Source organism: Campylobacter sputorum, from assembly GCF_002220775.1.
Lineage (GTDB): Bacteria > Campylobacterota > Campylobacteria > Campylobacterales > Campylobacteraceae > Campylobacter_F > Campylobacter_F bovis.
The window spans coordinates 399,644-415,514 of sequence record NZ_CP019685.1; the positions used below are offsets into that span (position 1 = coordinate 399,644).

Consider the following 15,871-nt stretch of genomic DNA (forward strand, 5'->3'; position numbering starts at 1 on the left):
ATTTTTTATGAAAAAATATTTATATTTATTAAAAACACATAGAAATTTTAGAATTTTATGTGTTGTGCAGATTATATGTTATTTTGGTGCATGGTTTTCTCATACAGGTATTTTTACAATGCTTATAAATTTAAATGCACCTGTTTGGGCTATTTCATTATGTGCTGCTATGGCTTATATTCCTTGTGTTATTTTAGCACCATTTAGCGGTATTTTAGTTGATAGGTTTAGCCCTAAACCTATGCTTATTGTCATGATGATTATAGAAACTATAACTATAGTTATGTTGCTTTTTATAGATTCTCTTGATATGCTTTGGTTGCTTCTTATAATTATATTTGTTAGAATGGGTGTTGGGGGCATATATTTTCAAGTAGAGATGAGTATACTTCCTAAAATTTTAAAAAATCAAGAATTAAAATTCGCAAATGAAATACATTCAATGATATGGGCGAGTTGTTACACAATAGGAATGGCTGGAGCCGGAGTTTATATCTATTTTTTTGGTGTAAAAAGTGCTTTTATGCTTGATGTTATTTTATATATAGTTAGCTTTTATTTTTTACATAAACTTGTTTTACCAAAAGTCGATAAAACAGCTGTAAAGCCTATATTTACAATGTTTAAAAATGGTATAGTTTATATAAAAAACAATAAGCTTATTATACATTTAATTATCTTGCATGGATTTGTAGGAATAACCTCATATGAAGCTTTGATTGCATTACTTGCTGATTATAAGTATACAAATATTTTATCAATACCTCTGATAATAGGATTTATGAATACCGCAAGAGCGTTATCTTTGATAATTGGTCCAACCTTGCTTAGTAAATTTACAAATAATAAAACTATTATGTATATGTATTTTGGTCAGGGATTTGGCATAATCATATGGGCTTTTTTACAATTTAATTTTTATTTAGGTTTTATAGGTCTGGCAACTGCTGGATTTTTTACATCTACCCTTTGGAGTTATACTTATACTCTTGTTCAAAGAAATTGCGATGAGCAGTTTTATGGTAGAGTAATAGCTTATAATGATATGGTGATTTTGTTAGTAAGTGCTATGTTTTCGATGTTTGTTGGATTTATGTTTAAAGCTTCATTTAGTTTGCAAACCATAACTATAATAATGGGAAGCGTATTTTTTATAGGCGGAATTTATTATTATTGGGTAAATAAATTTTATATTATAAAATAAATTTATATTTTTTTATAGTAAGAAACTCCGCTTTCATATACTTTTTGATAAATTTTTGTATCTGGTATGAGATCTGCATGACCTGCATAAAGTCTTCCATTTTGATTAAGTAATTTATGTAAAATTTTAACGCATTTTAGTTTAAATTCATCATCAAAATATATCATCATATTTCTTGAAAGAATAATGTCAAAAGTTCCTATTTTTAGCATTTCATCATCAAATATATTTACTATTTTAAATTCGCATTTGGGTAAAATATTTTTTTTGATTTCAAACACGCCGTTTTTATTTATGAAAAATTTATTTTTTTGCTCATTGTTTAACCTGTGTAAATGCCTTTCGTTATATCTTCCTTCTATACACTCATTTATCGCCTCTGAGTTTATGTCTATCCCAAGTAAGCTAATATTTCTAAGATTATTCTCGACAGCTAACATACATAAAGAATAAACTTCATCACCACTTGAGCATGGTGCACAAAGTATTTTAGGATTTGTAAGTGTTTTTGCGTAGCTTATGACTTCTTGTAGCTGTGGTAATTCTCTATAAAAATATGTCTCATTTACTGTTATGAGATTTAATATATCTTGTTTTAAATTTGAATCTGTTTTTATTAAATCTATAATCTTATCAAAACTAGGTATTTGTCTATTTTTAGCAAAAATTTCAAGTCTTTCAAATATAGTATTATATTTTGGTTTTAAATCAGCACCGCATATATCTTGAATAATGCTTATAAATTTATCAAAATTCCTAGTATCTATGATTAAATCTTTCTTATTTGTTTCTTGCAAATTTGATTCTTCTTTTTTCTTTCTTCTAAAAAACATATAAAAACCTTTCTAGTTCTTTTCTTATATCATTTAAGTTCATAGTTTTTAAATTCGGATTAATCTCTTTAGCTCTTTTTGGCATACCAAAAACAATAGCACTTTCTTCGTTTTCTGCTATACATTTTGCTCTGTTTTCATAAAGTTTTAAAAGACCACTTGCTCCATCATCTCCAATTCCTGTAAGAAGTATCGCCATAATTTCTACATCTTTACATAAATTTGAAGCAGAGGTAAAAAGTATATCTACATTTGGAGAGTATGGTGCTTTAATGTCGGTATGTATAGAAGCTATCAAATCTTTTGATATTTGGGTGTTATGTTTACATATATAAAATTTATTTTCTAGTTTTATTTTATTTTCTATGCATTCTACATTTATATGACATTCTTTTGCTAGTTGATTACAAAAAGATGGTATAAAAATACTATCCATATGTTGGGCTATAACTATTGTGTTATCATTTATCTTTATATCGCATAGAAGTTTTTTTAAATGACCTGGACCTCCAGTTGAGGCACCTATTAAAACAAGTTTATTTTTAAGCATAAATTTCCATCTAGATTAATCTAGATGGAATTATACTAAAGCTTATATATAAAATCAAGTTCTAAACTCACCTAATTTCGCGTTTAGCTGATCTGTCATTTTATTTAGATGTTCTGCAGCTCCGGCTATCTCTTCAACACTTCTTGCATTTTCTTTTGAAATTAAGTTGATTTGTTCTATGTCTTTTACGATAGTATCGATATTTTTGCCAGTGTCTATATAGCTATCAACCGTAGTGTCTGAAAGTTTTATAGCACCACCTATAACCTCGCTCATATTTTTTATACTTTTCTCAACTTCTTGAGCTACATTTGTAAGATCATTTATATCTTTTGCGTTGATATTCATCTGTTTGCTAGAATCATTTATTGATTGAATTATAATGTTTATAGTAGCATTTATTTCAACCAAACTTGATTGTGTTTTTTCAGCCAAATTTCTAACTTCATCTGCAACAACGGCAAATCCTCTACCATGCTCTCCTGCTCTTGCTGCTTCAATAGCAGCATTTAGTGCTAGAAGGTTAGTTTGATCAGCTATTTCGTTTATAACATCTAAAACTTGTTTTACTTGATCTGCTTCTTTGGCAAGTTGGTTTATTTTATCTGACATTTCATTTTCAGTTTGTGCGCTAGTAGATATTTTGCTATTTAAATTTAGCATAGCTTTATTTACTTCATCTATATACACAATTGCTTCTTGAAGATTTTTCTTACCCTGTTTTGCTTCTTCTATAGAATCTTTCATATTTGAGTTTATATCACTACAGTTGCTACTTACTTTTGAAACTATAGCTGTTGAATCTTCAACTCTTTTTCCTGTTTGAAGTGAAGATGAACTAAGTTCGTTTGCAATCGATGAGTTTTCACTTGATAGATTTTTAGCATCACTTATAAGCTTTCTAACTTTTTCTATAAATGCATTTATAGCTTTACTTGCCATAGCTATCTCGTCTTTTCCGCTATCATCTAGTTTTACAGTAAGATCTCCATCTCCACTTGAGAGATTGTTTGCTCTATTTATTAATTTATTAAGAGGTGTTATGATGGAAATTTTTGCATATATTAAAGCAGCAATTATACAAATTATTATTATAGCTATAGCTATTGTCATAAATGTTTTTGCATTCGAAGAACTATTTTCATGAAGCGTATTTATAAATTTATCTATATTTTCTTTTGTAATGGTTGTAGGTGATCTACCCATTATGATCCACTCAGCATCCGCGATTTTTAGTTTCATTCCAGATTGCATATAATCCTCGCCATCCATAACTATCTCAACATAAAAATCCCTATTATCAATGTTGTTAAAAATTTCTTGATTATATTTAATGCCTTTTTCATCTGTATTATTTAAAACATTTACACCAATTAATTCTGGATGACTTGGATTTGCAAGGGTTTTTCCTTTTGAATCTAAAACTATAAAAGTTCCATTTTTTTTCGTACCGTATCTAGCATTGTTTATATACACTAGTATATCTTCTTTTGTTTCTTCTACAGGCTCTTCAGATTCTATATAGACTTTGGCTATGGATTCTGTTATTGTTTTTACAGCATCTAGCTGTTGCATTATAGCAGCTTGTTTTTCTTTAATAATTGAATTTCTTATTTGTTTTTCCGTAAATTCTATGGTTTTATTATCCACACTTATTTTTTCAAAAATGAGTGCTGAGGATAAAAACAATAATGATGAGATTATAGCTATGGCTATTTTTAAAGATATTTTCATACCCCCCCCCTTTTTTTTAATTTAATAATTTTTATTGCAAGGTTTAATTGTATCAAAAATATCTCTAAAAATCAATATTTTTTATTATTTTGAAATATTAATTTTATATAAATACTAAATTTGTTAAAATGCAAAAACGCATCAGGGGAGCTAAAAGCTGAGAAATAAACCCTAAATACCTGAATATGGATAATACCAGCGTAGGGAGAATGCTTCACTTCTTTTGGTGCTTAAAATTTAAGGATATACAAATGCTTAGTATAAATGGGATTTTAAGTAGCGAATTTATAAATTCTAGTGTTGAAAAAATGCTTAAAGAAAAAAATTACGACATAAAACATATCGCAGTAGAACTAAACGGCAAAATACTTCCAAAAAGCAAATTCCAAACTACTATCCTAAAAGATGGAGATAAGCTTGAAGTAGTAACATTTGTTAGGGGTGGATGATGGATAATTTAAATGAACTTTTAAAAGACAAAGATAAATTTTATTATGAAATTTCAAAAAGAAATTCTCCAAATTCGCTAAATTTATTTAAAAATGCAAAAGTTGGTATAGCTGGAGCTGGTGGAATTGGTTCAAATTTGGCTTTAAATTTAGCTAGAGTTGGAGTTGGAAATTTGCATATCATAGATGTTGATAGAGTTGAACTTGTAAATTTAAATAGACAAAATTTCTATCTAAAAGATATCGCAAAGCCAAAAGTTGATGCTTTAAAAGAACATATTTTAGCCATAAATCCTTTTATAAATGTTATTTGTGAGAATATAAAAATCACTTCATCAAATGCTAGTAAAATTTTCAAAAATGATGATATAGTTTGTGAAGCTTTTGATGATGAAACTGCAAAATCTATGCTTGTTGATGAAATTTTATCAAGCTATAATGATAAATTTGTGGTTGCAACTTCAGGTTTAGCAGGACACACAATAAGAGATGAATTTGGTGTAAAAAGTTTTGGAAGTAGACTTTTTGTGTGCGGAGATTTTAGTAATGATGACATTTATGAGTATGGAGTAATGTCGCCTAAAGTTTGCATGTGTGCGGCACTTTGTGCAAATGTGGTTATAAATTTGATACTAAAAGGTAAGATATGAACGATATATTAAAACTTGGAAATAAGGAATTTAACTCAAGATTTATTTTAGGAAGCGGTAAATTTAGTCTAGAGCTTATAAAAAGTGCTATAAATGACGCTGGAGTGGAGATTGTAACACTTGCATTAAGAAGAGCAAATGAAGGCGGAGTGGCAAATATACTAGATTTTATTCCTAAAAATGTAACAATTTTGCCAAATACAAGCGGTGCAAGAACTGCAGATGAGGCAGTTAGGATAGCTAGACTTTCAAGAGAAATTGGATGTGGGGAGTTTATAAAGGTAGAAGTTATTAGAGATAGCAAATATTTGCTTCCTGATAATTATGAAACTATAAAAGCTACTGAAAAACTAGCAAATGAAGGTTTTATACCACTTGCTTATATGTATCCTGATTTAAATGTTGCAAGAGATTTAGCAAATGCTGGGGCTGGTGCGATAATGCCACTTGGTTCGCCAATTGGTTCAAATCGTGGACTTTTGACAAAAGAATTTATAGAAATTTTAATAGATGAGATTAATACGCCAATTATTGTTGATGCAGGCATTGGCTCTCCAGCTCAAGCTTGTGAAGTTATGCAAATGGGTGCAGATGCTGTGATGATAAATACAGCAATTGCAACAGCTGGAGATTTAAATAAAATGGCAAAAGCTTTTAAACTTGCTATAGAAGCTGGAAGAATGGCGTATCTTTCTGGGCTTGGTAGAGTTAGAAAAACTGCCGATGCAAGCTCTCCTTTAACTGGATTTTTGGAGTAAAAATGAGAAGTAATCATATGAAATATCTTGAAGGAATGGAGCAAATAGATCATGAAATAATGAATAAAGTTCTTAAAGCACGAGATGAGTTTAATTGCGAAAATGTAAGCATTGATGATGTAAAAAGTGTTTTACAAAAAGATAAAATTAACGAAAAAGATTTGCAAATTTTACTAAGTGAAGCCGCACTTGAATGCCTTGAAGATATAGCTAAAAAAGCTCAAGCTGTAACAAGGGCAAATTTTGGCAACTCGATTCAGTTTTTTACACCTCTTTATGTTTCAAATTATTGCGATAATCACTGCATTTACTGCGGTTTTGGTTGTAATAACGATATAAAAAGACTTCATCTTGATGAGAAATCAATAGAAGAAGAGTTAAAAAATATCGCTAAAAGCGGACTTAGTGAAATTTTACTTTTAACAGGAGAGAGTGAGAGTTATTCAAGCGTTGAATATATAGCAAAAACTGCAAAACTTGCTAAGAAGTATTTTTCAACTGTTGGAGTTGAGGTTTATCCGATGAATAGTGCTGATTATAAAATTTTACACGAAAATGGTGTTGATTTTGTAACTATTTTTAATGAAACTTATAGCACTACAAAATATGAAAAAATTCATCTTGCTGGAAACAAAAGAGTTTTTCCTTATAGATTTAACTCTCAAGAAAGAGCGTTAATGGGTGGTATGAGAGGCGTTGGATTTGGTGCACTTTTAGGACTTGATGATTATAAAAAAGATGCTTTTGCAACTGCACTTCATGCTAGCTTGATACAAAAAAAATACCCACATGCTAGTATTGCTATTTCTGTTCCTCGTCTTCGCCCAACAATATCAAATACCCGCATAAATCCGCATGATGTAGATGAAAAAAAGCTTTTACAGATTATTTGTGTTTATAGACTTTTCTTACCTTTTGCTTCAATTACAATTTCAACTAGAGAAAATGCTAAATTTAGAAATGGTGCTATGCAAATAGCTGCAAATAAGGTTTCAGCTGGAGTAAGCGTTGGCATAGGAACACATAGTAAAAATTCTCAAAATACCGGCGATGAGCAATTTGAAATTTCAGATAATAGAAGTGTTAAAGAAGTTTATGATGATGTTATAAAACTTGGTTTGCAGCCTGTATTTAAGGACTATGATTATATATCATGAGTTTAAAAATAGTTTTTGTTACAAACTCAACTTTGAGTAAAAAAAGCATAATAGGTATTTTAAAAAGTGGTGTGATAAACAGAATTAACGCCATTATTTTACGAGAAAACGAGTCGTATTATGAAAAATGCGCAGATGAGATATTAGATATCTGTAAACAAAATAAAGTGGAATTTATAACGCATAATTTTGCAAATTATGCCATTATAAGGGGCTTAAAAAGTATCCATTTTAGTTTTGAATGTTTTAAAAATATAGATAAAAAATTACTGCTAAATTTTAACGATATAAATGTTAGCATACACAATGAAGAGCAGTTAAATTTTGTTACTAAAAATGGAGCTTCATCTATTACTTATGGAAATATTTTTGAAACAAATTCCCATCCTGGTAAAATAGGTGTTGGTTTAGAAAAATTAAAAAATTTAACTAATTTTACAAATTTAGATATCTATGCAATTGGCGGTATAAATTCGCAAAATATATCAAAATTTAAAGATATAAAAATAAATGGTGTTTGTATGATGAGAGAGTTTATGAATTAATAAGTTCTTTGAAATTTAATACTATTTGTGATAAAATATAGCAATATTTTAACTAGGTAGAAATACGATGAATGATACTATATACACTAAAATAAAGGCACTCCCGCCTCTTAGCGATACTGTTGTTAGAATTCAAAAAATTTGCAATGATCCAGATAGTTCAATAGCTGATCTTTCTAAGATTGTAGAAAATGACCCTATGCTTACTGCAAATATTTTGCGTTCAGCAAATTCACCGCTTTATGGATTTAGCAGAGAGATAAATGATGTTAGTCGTGCTATTTCTCTTTTTGGTATGGCTACTATTAAAGGTTTTGCACTATCAAGTGCTGTTAAAAGGAGTTTTAATATAAATTTATTGCCATATAATATGGGTGAAGAAAAATTTCTCATAATATCTTCTATGCAAAATGCTCTTATGCTTTCTTGGTATAAAGAAGTTGATAGTAGTATGTTAGATATTTTATCACCTGCTTCTTTTTTGATGGAGATAGGAAAAATAGTTTTGGCAAATGAACTTATAGAACAAGGTCTTGGAGATAAATTTAAAGATGCTATAAAAAATGTAAAATCAATACAAGAGCTTGCAGAGATAGAAAATAAGTTTCTTAACATATCAAATGAGGTTGTAACTGCGAGTATATTTGAGCAGTGGAATTTAGAAAAAGAGCTTGTTGATGTTATTCTTCATTCAAATAATCCTATGAATGCACCAACTTATATAAAAGATTATTGTGTTGCGGTTCAAATAGTAAAAAGTGCTGTAAATATATTTTATCAACTAGAAGATGAGTATTTAGAAAAATACACTTTGCCTATGATTAAAAAAGCAAATTTAGACAAAGAGGTATTTTTACAGGCTATAAAAAAAGTAAAAGAACAGTGAAAATCTTTTTAAAAAAACTACTTAGTGGCGTCAAAGAAAGTGAAGTTTCCCTATCTCATAGGGAAATTTTAAGAAATTTAGAAAATTTAAATGTTGTAACTCTACATAAAAGCAGATACTATCAAAATAATGGTTTTGTTATAGGAAGATTGGATATTTCTAGTAATCAAACTGGATATATAAAAACTTACGATGAAAAAATCAAAAAAGATATCATAGTAGAATTTAGAGATTTAAATGGATCCCATATTGGCGACATAGTAGTAGCTAAGCTTATGAAAGGCAAAAAACTAAAAGCCAAAGTTTTGATGATTTTAAAAGCAAAAATTAAAACAAGCGTTGTGTATACTAAATCTTTTGGCGGAACAATACTTGGTGTAAATATAGCAACTATGCTCTCATCGCAGCTTAAAGCTTCTCAAAAATCACTTAAAGAATTGCCGCTTGGAACACTTTTAAAGATAGATAACATCACAAATGAGATTGTTGAGGTTATAGGAAATATAAACGATCCAAGCTGTGATATGGATATATCTTTGGCGCTTTATAATAAGCATAAAGATTTCCCAGATATCTGCCAAACACAAGCTCTTAGCTGGGGCGATAAAGTTGATAAAAATTTTTATCAAGACAGGATAGATCTTACTCATTTGCCATTTTGCACCATAGATCCAGTTGATGCAAAAGATTTTGACGATGCAATATATTTTGATAAAATAAATAATCAAATTTACATAGCAATTGCTGATGTAAGCCATTATGTTGAGCCTTATACCCCAATAGACAAAGAGGCAAAAGAACGCGGTTTTTCCATATATTTTCCACATATTGCTATTCCAATGTTACCAAGGAGTTTAAGTGAAAATATCTGTTCTCTTAAGCCAAATGAGGATAGACTTGCATATTGTTTTAAAATAACTTTAGATGAAAATTTAAATGCTAAAAAAGAAGAACTTTTTGAAGCTATTATAAATTCAAAAAGGCGTTATAATTATGATGAAGTTGATGAAATTTTAGAAAGTAAAAAAGCTAAAGAAAGTGAGATTTTATCGTGGCTTTTGCCACTTTTTGAAGTTACTAAAAAATTAAAAGAAAATAGATTAAAAAATGGATTTGATTTTAGAAGTAAAGATCTTAGAATGATTTTAGATGATGATTTTGCTTTAAAATCAACCCGTTTTGAAAACGAAACTCCATCACACTCTTTAATAGAAGATTGTATGCTTCTTGCAAACAAGGCTGCTGCAAAAAGGATTAAAAAGGGAATTTTTAGAAATCACGGAGTTGCTGATATCAAAAAAATACATAAATTATTGGATGATTTAAGTATTTTTGGGCTTAATTTTAGTTATGAAAGTGATTTAGTAAAATTAATAGCAAAAATTCAAGCCAAAAGTAGTGAAATAGGAATAAGAGAAGAGGTTGATAAGCTTATCATAAAAGCACAAAAAAGAGCAGAGTATTCGCATGAATGTTACGGGCATTTTGGCTTAGGATTTAAAGAATATTCTCATTTTACAAGTCCGATAAGAAGATATACAGATCTCATTTTACACCGCCTTTTAAAAGCAAATGCAAACAATGATAATAAAAAATTTAATTACCTTATTTTAAATATAGAAGATACATGTGTAAATTTAAATGAACTTGAAAGAGAAGCCGATAAAGTAGCATTTGATTTTATGGATAGAAAATTTGCGAGATGGGCTAAAGATAGGATAGGTGAGGTTTTTAAATGCTATATAAGTTCAAATGATAAAATTTGCGTTGCAAAACTTGATGATGAGATAAAAGGTGCAAGAATTTATATAAATAATTATAGTTGCGATTTATTGCAAAAAGTTATGGTTAAAATCACTGAAGTTGATATAGCATCAACAAAAATTATTGGTAAAGTAGTTGAAAAATTAAATGTATAAAAAAGAATTCGAAACTCTCTTAAACTCTTCAAAATTTCCAAACTATTTTTTAGTTTTTGGTAGTGATGATTATCAAATAGATGAGTATAGTGCAGAAATTTTAGAATTATATGGTAAAGATGAAAGTACACAAATTTACTATGACGAATATGATTTTAATGCTGCAAAATCTGTTCTTTTAGAGCCAAATTTATTTAGTTCAAATTCTGTTTTGCATATAAAAAGAGATAGTAAAATACCAAAAAAAGAGCTTGAAGTTTTGGTAAATGCCTGCAAAAAAAATAGCGATTGTAAATTTTTATTTGAGTTTTATGAGAGTGATATGAAAATCGCACTTGAAAGCACAAAGGTTTTTGGTCAAAATTTTGTTAGATTTTTTGCACCTAGCAATCCAAATGAAGCTGTGTCTTTACTTGTAAAAAAAGCCCAAAAACTTCATCTTGATATAACAACTTCAGCACTTTATCAAATTTATAGCATTCATAATGAAAATTTATATCTTAGTGCAACAGAGCTAAATAAATTATCAAATTTAGGAAAAAAGATAGACGAACAGATGGTTAAAGATTTGGTTTTTGGTTTAAGTCCTGTAAGTTTTGATGAAATTTTTAATAAATTAATAGAGTTAAAAGATTTTAAAGATGACTTTTTTTTGTGCTTTGAGAGTGCAAATTTTAATGAAATATCGTTTTTAAATTCTATTTATCTTTCTCTTTTTAGACTTTTTAAAATTCATTCTTATGTAAAAAGTAATGGAACTTTCGATATAAAAGCTGCTATTGGTTACGCACCTCCTACAAATATAGCTAAATTTTTACAAACCCAGGCTTTAAAATTAAGCTTAAATACATTCAAAGAACTTTTTATGTTTTTAAATAGTGTAGAATTCGAACTAAAAACCGATTCAAATTTAGATAAAAAATATTTTCTTCTCTCATCTTTAATTAGATTTCAAGAAATAATCTACCTAAACAGAAAAAATTAAGTAATTTTGATGTATAATAACAGCTTGTCTAAATAGACAAAATCCCTTGCTCATAATAAAAATTATGAGCTATATATCCATAAGGAGAAAAAAATGAGACATTATGAGGTTTTGTTCATCTTAAAGCCTACGCTTACAGAAGATGAAGCAAAAGCAAAGCTTGACTTCGTAAAAGAAGTTATAACAAAAAATGGTGGCGAAATCGCTTCAGTAATTGAAATGGGAACAAGAAAACTTGCTTATACCATAAAAAAATATGATCGTGGCAATTATTTTGTAATCTATTTTAAAGCACCAGCTAGTCTAATAGCTGAACTTGTAAGAAATCTTAGAATAACAGAAGAAATTATAAGATTTTTAACAGTTAAATATGAAAATAAATTAGAAATTTCTGCATGGGAAAAACTAAGTAAAGGTATTAAATTTAGCGAAATTGCTAAAAAAGAGAGAACTCCAAAAGAACCAAGAACTCCAAAAGAAAATCAGGAACAAGAACCAAAAGAAGAAAATTAAGGATAATTTATGTTTAACAAAGTAGTTTTGGTAGGTAATTTAACTAGAGATATAGAACTTCGCTACTCTACTAGCGGTTCCGCGATAGGTAATAGTGCTATTGCAGTAACTAGAAAATATAGCACTCAAGGTGGTGAGAAAAGAGAAGAAACATGCTTTGTTGATATATCTTTTTTCGGAAGAACTGCAGAAATTGCCAATCAATATCTATCTAAGGGTTCTAAACTACTTGTTGAGGGTAGACTTAAATTTGATCAATGGACTGATAATAACGGACAAAATAGAAGTAAGCATAGCATAGTAGTAGAAAATATGGAGATGCTAGGTGCTGGAAATAATAACCAACAAGGTGGTGGATATTCTCAAAATTATGGTAACCAAAATTATCAAAATAGTGGTTATTCGCAAAATTATGACAATCAAAATAGACAAAGTCAAAATAGTTATTCACAAGGTTTTTCTCAAACAACTAATAAAGCTCAGTCTAAACCTCAGGATAATTATTACGATGATTTTGAAGAAAAAATCCAAGAAATCGATGTCGATTCTGATAAATTTGACAGCGGTGATGATGAAATACCATTTTAATCAAGGAAAATACAATGGCAGAAAAAAGAAAATATTCTAAAAAATATTGTAAATATACAGAAGCAAAAATTGAGTTTATCGATTATAAAGATACAGCATTATTAAAATATTGCCTTTCAGAGCGTTTTAAAATTATGCCAAGACGCTTAACAGGTACATCTAAAAGATATCAAGAGATGGTTGAAAAGGCTATAAAAAGAGCTAGACAAGCAGCTATCATACCTTATATAGTTGATAGGGATGATGTAGTTACAAATCCTTTTGAGGGTCTTTAATATCATTGTTAGCTCTTTATAAAAAGGGCTAACTCATCTGACAAAAGATAATTTTTATTATAAAAAATTCCGTTTTTTAACTCAAGTTTTTGATTTTCAACTAAAAATTCTGCGTTTTTAATCTCTTTTTTATTTAATATACTTTTATTTACACCCACAATACTTCGCAAACCTAGAAATATTTTTTCAAATTTTATATCTTCGAGCGATAAATTTTCTACTATTTTTTTTGTTGGATTTTGTATGTATTTATTTATATTTTTTTGATTAAAATATCTTTTAGTATCTATGTATCCTACCGAAAATGCACCAAGCCCAATATAATTTTTTAATTTCCAGTATCCAAGGTTGTGTTTGCAAATGTTGCCAAAATTTGATATTTCATATTGTTTGAAACCTAAATTTATAATTCCTTCTATAAAAAATTTAGCCAAATTTTCATCATCTTTTGCATAATCTATCTTTTTATAAAAAGGTGTATTTTCTTCCAATGTTAAGGAATACGCACTAACATGCGTTATATTTAATTTTTTTAAATTTTCAAGTTCTATGCAAAGTGAATTTTTATTATCTTCTTTGCTGCCATACATTAAGTCTATATTTATATTTTCAAAACCTGCTTTATTCGCATTGTTTATGGCATTAAATATATCTTTTGAATTATGTATTCGCCCTAAAAATTTAAGTTTTTTTTCTATAAAGCTTTGAGCACCAAAGCTTACTCTATTTACCCCATAGTTTTTCATATCTTTTAGCCAATTAAATTTAGCTGAGTTTGGATTTGCTTCAACTGTTATTTCGGCACTTGTATCTAAATATTTTTCAACCATTTTAAAAAGTTTTTCATAATTCTTACTATTAACCACACTTGGTGTTCCGCCACCTATAAACATAGTTTGTATTTTTACATCTTTTAAGATAGTTATAGTGTGTTCAAATTCTCTTTTTATAGCATCAAAATATGCTTTTATTGTATCGTTGCCATAAGAAACACTTGAGCCAAAAGAACAGTAAGGGCATTTTTGTTCACAAAATGGAATATGTATATAAAGTAGCAAATTATTTTCCAAAAGTTTATTTTTATTATAACCAAATAACTAAAATTTAATCTATTTTTCGCTAAAATTTAGCCAAATTGATAAAACAAGTTGGAGTTATGGCAGAAAAAAAGTATAGACCAAATGTTGCTGCGGTGATTCTTTCTCCATCTTATCCTTTTAAGTGTAATATTTTCATAGCAAAAAGAAATGATATGGAAAATATTTGGCAGTTTCCACAAGGTGGAATTGATGATGGCGAGAGTGCTAAAACAGCTCTTTTTAGGGAATTAAAAGAAGAAATTGGTACAAATGATATAGAAGTAATTGGGGAATATCCGCATTGGCTTAGTTATGACTTTCCAGGGCATGTATCTGCAAAGATGTATCCTTTTGATGGTCAAACTCAAAAGTACTTTTTAGTTCGTTTAAGATCTCTACAAAATATAAATACAAATACTAAGCATCCAGAATTTATAGATCATAAATTTGTGCCTGTAGATAAAATTTTTGATTATATAAAACATTTTAAAAGACCAATTTATGGTAAAGTGATACAGTATTTTAAAAAGGAAGGATTCATTTAATGTTAATTGTTCAAAAATATGGTGGAACAAGCATGGGAACGCTTGAGCGTATAGATGAAGTTGCCAAAAGAGTTATAAAATACAAAAACGAAGGACACTCTTTAGTTATTGTTGTTTCGGCTATGAGTGGTGTTACAAATAAACTTATTGAGTATGCCGAATTTTTTACAAAAAAACCTCAAGGCAGAGAAATGGATCAGCTTTTAAGTGCGGGAGAGAGAGTTACAAGTGCGTTACTTAGCATAGCTCTTGTATCAAAGGGGTATGAAGCCATAACTCTTAGCGGAAGGCAGGCGGGAATTTTAACTGATAATCTTCATACCAAGGCAAGAATTCACTCTATAGATACAAGGAGAATGAAAAATGAACTTGATACTGGAAAAATAGTTGTAGTAGCAGGTTTTCAAGGAGTTGATGAAAATGGAGATGTAACTACTCTTGGTCGTGGCGGAAGTGATCTTAGTGCTGTTGCTATAGCTGGTGCAATGGATGCTGATTTATGTGAAATTTATACAGATGTGGATGGCGTTTATACAACAGATCCAAGGATTGAACCAAAAGCTAAAAAACTTGACAAAATAAGCTATGATGAAATGCTAGAGCTTGCTAGTCTTGGTGCTAAAGTTTTACAAAATAGATCAGTTGAACTTGCAAAGAAATTAAATGTAAATTTGATAACTAGAAATAGTTTTAATGAAAATGAAGGAACACTTATAACAGGAGAGAATAATATGGAGGAAGTATTAGTTAGCGGTATAGCACTTGATAAAAATCAAGCTAGAGTAACTATAAGAGGTGTAGTTGATAAACCTGGTATTGCAGCTGAGATTTTTTCTGCTCTTGCAAAAAAAGATATAAATGTTGATATGATAATTCAAAATGTTGGTGTTGATGGAACTGCAAATATAGGCTTTACTATACCACAAAATGAACTTGAGTTGGCAAAAGAAGTTATGAGTCAAACTGCACCTGCAAGTGAAATAGTATGTAATAGCGAAATAGTAAAAGTTTCTATAGTTGGCGTTGGTATGAAAAGTCATAGCGGGGTGGCTGCATTAGCCTTTAGCACACTTGCTAAAGAAGGCATAAATATACAAATGATTTCTACAAGTGAGATAAAAATATCTATGATAGTTCACGAAAAATATGGCGAATTAGCTGTTAGAGCTTTGCATGATGCTTATAAATTGGATAAATAATA

18 protein-coding genes and 1 riboswitch are annotated in these 15,871 nt (G+C 29.1%); of the genes, 14 read left to right on the forward strand and 4 right to left on the reverse strand.

Features of this window, described 5'->3' with window-relative positions:
- Window positions 1-7 precede the first annotated feature (7 nt).
- A complete protein-coding gene (locus CSPB_RS02040; protein ID WP_089192956.1) occupies window positions 8-1,204 on the forward strand; it encodes an MFS transporter in 1,197 nt (398 codons plus the stop codon).
- Window positions 1,205-1,206: 2 nt separating this feature from the next.
- On the opposite strand, the gene CSPB_RS02045 is transcribed toward CSPB_RS02040, so the two are convergent.
- The 3 genes from CSPB_RS02045 to CSPB_RS02055 are packed head-to-tail and all read right to left on the reverse strand — an operon-like array spanning window position 1,207 to window position 4,321.
- Window positions 1,207-2,037 (reverse strand): CheR family methyltransferase, encoded by an 831-nt coding sequence (locus CSPB_RS02045; protein ID WP_089192957.1) that lies wholly within the window; start codon window positions 2,035-2,037, stop codon window positions 1,207-1,209.
- Window positions 2,027-2,587: a CheB methylesterase domain-containing protein gene (locus CSPB_RS02050; RefSeq protein WP_089192958.1), complete on the reverse strand. Its 561-nt coding sequence runs from the start codon at window positions 2,585-2,587 to the stop codon at window positions 2,027-2,029. The genes CSPB_RS02045 and CSPB_RS02050 overlap by 11 nt, the downstream gene beginning before the upstream one ends.
- Before the next feature lie 54 nt (window positions 2,588-2,641).
- Window positions 2,642-4,321 (reverse strand): methyl-accepting chemotaxis protein, encoded by a 1,680-nt coding sequence (locus CSPB_RS02055; protein WP_089192959.1) that lies wholly within the window; start codon window positions 4,319-4,321, stop codon window positions 2,642-2,644.
- 133 nt (window positions 4,322-4,454) lie between these two features.
- Window positions 4,455-4,546: riboswitch (TPP riboswitch) on the forward strand.
- Between the two features lie 26 nt (window positions 4,547-4,572).
- Here CSPB_RS02055 and thiS point away from each other — a divergent pair.
- The 11 genes from thiS to rpsR all read left to right on the forward strand — a co-directional run bounded on the left by thiS (window position 4,573) and on the right by rpsR (window position 13,046).
- On the forward strand, window positions 4,573-4,770 hold the full coding sequence (gene thiS / locus CSPB_RS02060; protein WP_089192960.1) for a sulfur carrier protein ThiS: 198 nt from the start codon (window positions 4,573-4,575) through the stop codon (window positions 4,768-4,770).
- Window positions 4,770-5,420, forward strand: coding sequence for a sulfur carrier protein ThiS adenylyltransferase ThiF (thiF, locus tag CSPB_RS02065; RefSeq protein ID WP_161492177.1), 651 nt, complete (start codon window positions 4,770-4,772; stop codon window positions 5,418-5,420). Before thiS ends, thiF begins: the two co-directional genes overlap by 1 nt.
- Complete coding sequence (locus tag CSPB_RS02070; RefSeq protein ID WP_089192962.1) at window positions 5,417-6,178, forward strand: thiazole synthase; 762 nt, start codon at window positions 5,417-5,419, stop codon at window positions 6,176-6,178. The genes thiF and CSPB_RS02070 overlap by 4 nt, the downstream gene beginning before the upstream one ends.
- Window positions 6,179-6,180: 2 nt before the next feature.
- Window positions 6,181-7,335, forward strand: coding sequence for a 2-iminoacetate synthase ThiH (thiH, locus tag CSPB_RS02075; RefSeq protein ID WP_089192963.1), 1,155 nt, complete (start codon window positions 6,181-6,183; stop codon window positions 7,333-7,335).
- Window positions 7,332-7,880, forward strand: coding sequence for a thiamine phosphate synthase (locus tag CSPB_RS02080; RefSeq protein ID WP_089192964.1), 549 nt, complete (start codon window positions 7,332-7,334; stop codon window positions 7,878-7,880). The genes thiH and CSPB_RS02080 overlap by 4 nt, the downstream gene beginning before the upstream one ends.
- Window positions 7,881-7,947: 67 nt before the next feature.
- On the forward strand, window positions 7,948-8,766 hold the full coding sequence (locus tag CSPB_RS02085) for an HDOD domain-containing protein (protein ID WP_089192965.1): 819 nt from the start codon (window positions 7,948-7,950) through the stop codon (window positions 8,764-8,766).
- Complete coding sequence (locus CSPB_RS02090) at window positions 8,763-10,685, forward strand: RNB domain-containing ribonuclease (protein WP_089192966.1); 1,923 nt, start codon at window positions 8,763-8,765, stop codon at window positions 10,683-10,685. Before CSPB_RS02085 ends, CSPB_RS02090 begins: the two co-directional genes overlap by 4 nt.
- Window positions 10,678-11,670, forward strand: a complete 993-nt coding sequence (holA, locus tag CSPB_RS02095) for a DNA polymerase III subunit delta (RefSeq protein WP_089192967.1) — start codon at window positions 10,678-10,680, stop codon at window positions 11,668-11,670. The genes CSPB_RS02090 and holA overlap by 8 nt, the downstream gene beginning before the upstream one ends.
- Before the next feature lie 93 nt (window positions 11,671-11,763).
- Window positions 11,764-12,183, forward strand: a complete 420-nt coding sequence (gene rpsF / locus CSPB_RS02100) for a 30S ribosomal protein S6 (RefSeq protein WP_089192968.1) — start codon at window positions 11,764-11,766, stop codon at window positions 12,181-12,183.
- A 9-nt stretch (window positions 12,184-12,192) separates the two neighbouring features.
- Window positions 12,193-12,771: a single-stranded DNA-binding protein gene (locus CSPB_RS02105; RefSeq protein WP_089192969.1), complete on the forward strand. Its 579-nt coding sequence runs from the start codon at window positions 12,193-12,195 to the stop codon at window positions 12,769-12,771.
- A 14-nt stretch (window positions 12,772-12,785) separates the two neighbouring features.
- Window positions 12,786-13,046: a 30S ribosomal protein S18 gene (gene rpsR / locus CSPB_RS02110; RefSeq protein WP_089189080.1), complete on the forward strand. Its 261-nt coding sequence runs from the start codon at window positions 12,786-12,788 to the stop codon at window positions 13,044-13,046.
- A gap of 8 nt (window positions 13,047-13,054) precedes the next feature.
- Here the strand turns inward: rpsR and hemW are convergent, their stop codons facing one another.
- Window positions 13,055-14,104, reverse strand: coding sequence for a radical SAM family heme chaperone HemW (hemW, locus tag CSPB_RS02115; protein ID WP_089192970.1), 1,050 nt, complete (start codon window positions 14,102-14,104; stop codon window positions 13,055-13,057).
- Between the two features lie 98 nt (window positions 14,105-14,202).
- Here hemW and CSPB_RS02120 point away from each other — a divergent pair, with 98 nt between their 5' ends.
- Window positions 14,203-14,670: an RNA pyrophosphohydrolase gene (locus CSPB_RS02120; RefSeq protein WP_033916511.1), complete on the forward strand. Its 468-nt coding sequence runs from the start codon at window positions 14,203-14,205 to the stop codon at window positions 14,668-14,670.
- A complete protein-coding gene (locus tag CSPB_RS02125; RefSeq protein WP_089192971.1) occupies window positions 14,670-15,869 on the forward strand; it encodes an aspartate kinase in 1,200 nt (399 codons plus the stop codon). Before CSPB_RS02120 ends, CSPB_RS02125 begins: the two co-directional genes overlap by 1 nt.
- Window positions 15,870-15,871: the final 2 nt, after the last annotated feature.